Origin of the sequence: Nocardiopsis sp. TNDT3 (genome assembly GCF_003427465.1) — a bacterium.
Classification (GTDB): domain Bacteria; phylum Actinomycetota; class Actinomycetes; order Streptosporangiales; family Streptosporangiaceae; genus Nocardiopsis; species Nocardiopsis dassonvillei.
On sequence record NZ_QPFC01000560.1, the window covers coordinates 1 to 1,808 of the forward strand.

General features: G+C 72.7%; 2 protein-coding genes. One reads left to right on the forward strand and one right to left on the reverse strand.

The annotated features are described in order from the left end of the window. Positions 1-148 precede the first annotated feature (148 nt). A complete protein-coding gene (locus DQW06_RS14430; protein ID WP_013151836.1) occupies positions 149-622 on the reverse strand; it encodes an Lrp/AsnC family transcriptional regulator in 474 nt (157 codons plus the stop codon). A 208-nt stretch (positions 623-830) separates the two neighbouring features. Here DQW06_RS14430 and DQW06_RS14435 point away from each other — a divergent pair, with 208 nt between their 5' ends. Next, positions 831-1,718: a tryptophan 2,3-dioxygenase gene (locus DQW06_RS14435; RefSeq protein ID WP_013151837.1), complete on the forward strand. Its 888-nt coding sequence runs from the start codon at positions 831-833 to the stop codon at positions 1,716-1,718. Positions 1,719-1,808 lie beyond the last annotated feature (90 nt).

A 1,808-nucleotide genomic window follows, 5' to 3' on the forward strand; every position in this document is an offset into this window, starting at 1 on the left:
GCCCCGCTCCCTCCGATCCGCCTCAGGCGCCCAGCCCTCCCGTCCACGGGCACGATCATGCCCGTCACCATCGAGGCCCGGTCGCCCAGAAGCCACGCGGCCCGGCCGCCTGGAACCCGCGTGGGTCGAGCCCTCGGGCGGTGTCCGGTCAGGGCCGCCCGGTCACCGGGGCGCTCACCGGGCGCCAGGGCACAGGGCTGGACATCACCATGGTGCTGGAGGGGCGGCCGTGCTCGGCGAGCCTGTCGATGACCTCCTCGAAGTGCTCCATGGAGCGGACCGCGATGAGCAGGACGCAGCAGTCGTCGCCGGTCACCCGGTGCACCTGGAGGATCTCCGGCATCTCCAGCGACGCCTCGTCGCGCAGCAGGCAGTGCGCGCCGAAGCACTCCATGCGCACCAGGGCGGTCACGGGCAGTCCGGCTGCGGCCGGGTCCACGTGCGCGTGGTAGCCGGTGATCACCCCGCGGTCGGTCAGGCGCCGTACGCGGTCGGCGACGGCGGGCGCGGACAGGTTCACCCGGCGGGACAGTTCGTTGAAGGACAGGCGCCCGTCCCGTTGGAGTTCGGCGAGGATGCGCTGGTCAACGCTGTCCAGCGGGGTTGCCAACCGTGAGGCCATGCTTTGCGTTCCCAAAGTCGAGAGTCACAACGACTTACGAATGCTAGGCCAATGTCCCCTTCGCGTGCCTGTCGGCCCTTCCTGTCCGGGGTGCGGGTGCCCGATGATGTCACCTCACGCGCCCGGCGGCCGTGCGCGGGGGCGGACCCCTCCGCCCGCGGCGCCGAGGACGCGCCGCCGTACACGCGATCGCGACAAGGGGTTTCGCATGCTCACCACGACCGCCCAGCAGTGTCCGTACGCCGGTGGCCCCGGCGGGGCCGAGGCGGCCCGGAGCGCCGGGGACGACAGCCCGACCCTGTCCTTCGACCGCGCGACCCCCTACGTCGACTACGCCGGTATCGACACCCTGCTGTCCCTGCAGAAGCCGCGCACGGCCGAGCCCGCCGAGCCCTCGTTCATCATCGCCACCCAGGTCATGGAGCTGCTGTTCGCCCTGGTTCGGGAGCGCTGGGAGGCCGCACGCGACGCGCTGGAGGCCGACGACGTACCCGAAGCCCTGGCCTGGCTGCGCCGCGCCCGCAACGCCCAGGACGTGCTCAACGACTCCTGGGGCCTGCTCGCCGACATGACGCCCACCGAGTTCAACCGCTTCCGCGACTCCTTCGGCGAGGCCTCGGGCTTCCAGTCCTACGGCTACCGCAAGCTGGAGTTCCTGCTCGGCAACAAGTCCGCCGCCATGATCCGCCCGCACAAGGCCATGGACGGCGTCGCCGACGACCTCACCGCCCTGCTGGAGCGGCCCGGGCTCTACGATGCGGCGCTGCGGCTGCTGCACCGCCGCGGCCTGCCCGTCCCCGAGGACCGCGTCGAGCGCGACTGGACCCTGCCCTACGAGGCCAGCCCCGCTGTGGAGGAGGCCTGGAAGGCCGTCTACGCCCACGACGTGCCCGGCAACGAGCTGTTCCTGCTGGCCGAGGCGCTGCTCGACGTCGCCGAGCGGGTCACCCGATGGCGCCAGCGCCACCTGGTCGCCGTCAAGCGCACCCTGGGCGGCAGACCCGGCAGCGGCGGCTCCAACGGCCTGAGGTGGCTGGCGCGCAACGCCGAGCAGGACGTCTTCCCCGAGCTGTGGTCCCTCCGCAGTACCGTCTGACCCGTTCCCACCCGCCGCCACGAGGAAGCAGGACCCCGATGACCCCCGCCACCCGCGCGGACTGCGCCGCGCTCGACGCGGCCGACCCCC

Excerpts from the sequence above, each read along its gene's own strand:
- DQW06_RS14430 (WP_013151836.1), bottom strand. The coding sequence starts at position 622 with ATGGCCTCACGGTTGGCAACCCCGCTGGACAGCGTTGACCAGCGCATC.
- DQW06_RS14435 (WP_013151837.1), top strand. The coding sequence starts at position 831 with ATGCTCACCACGACCGCCCAGCAGTGTCCGTACGCCGGTGGCCCCGGC.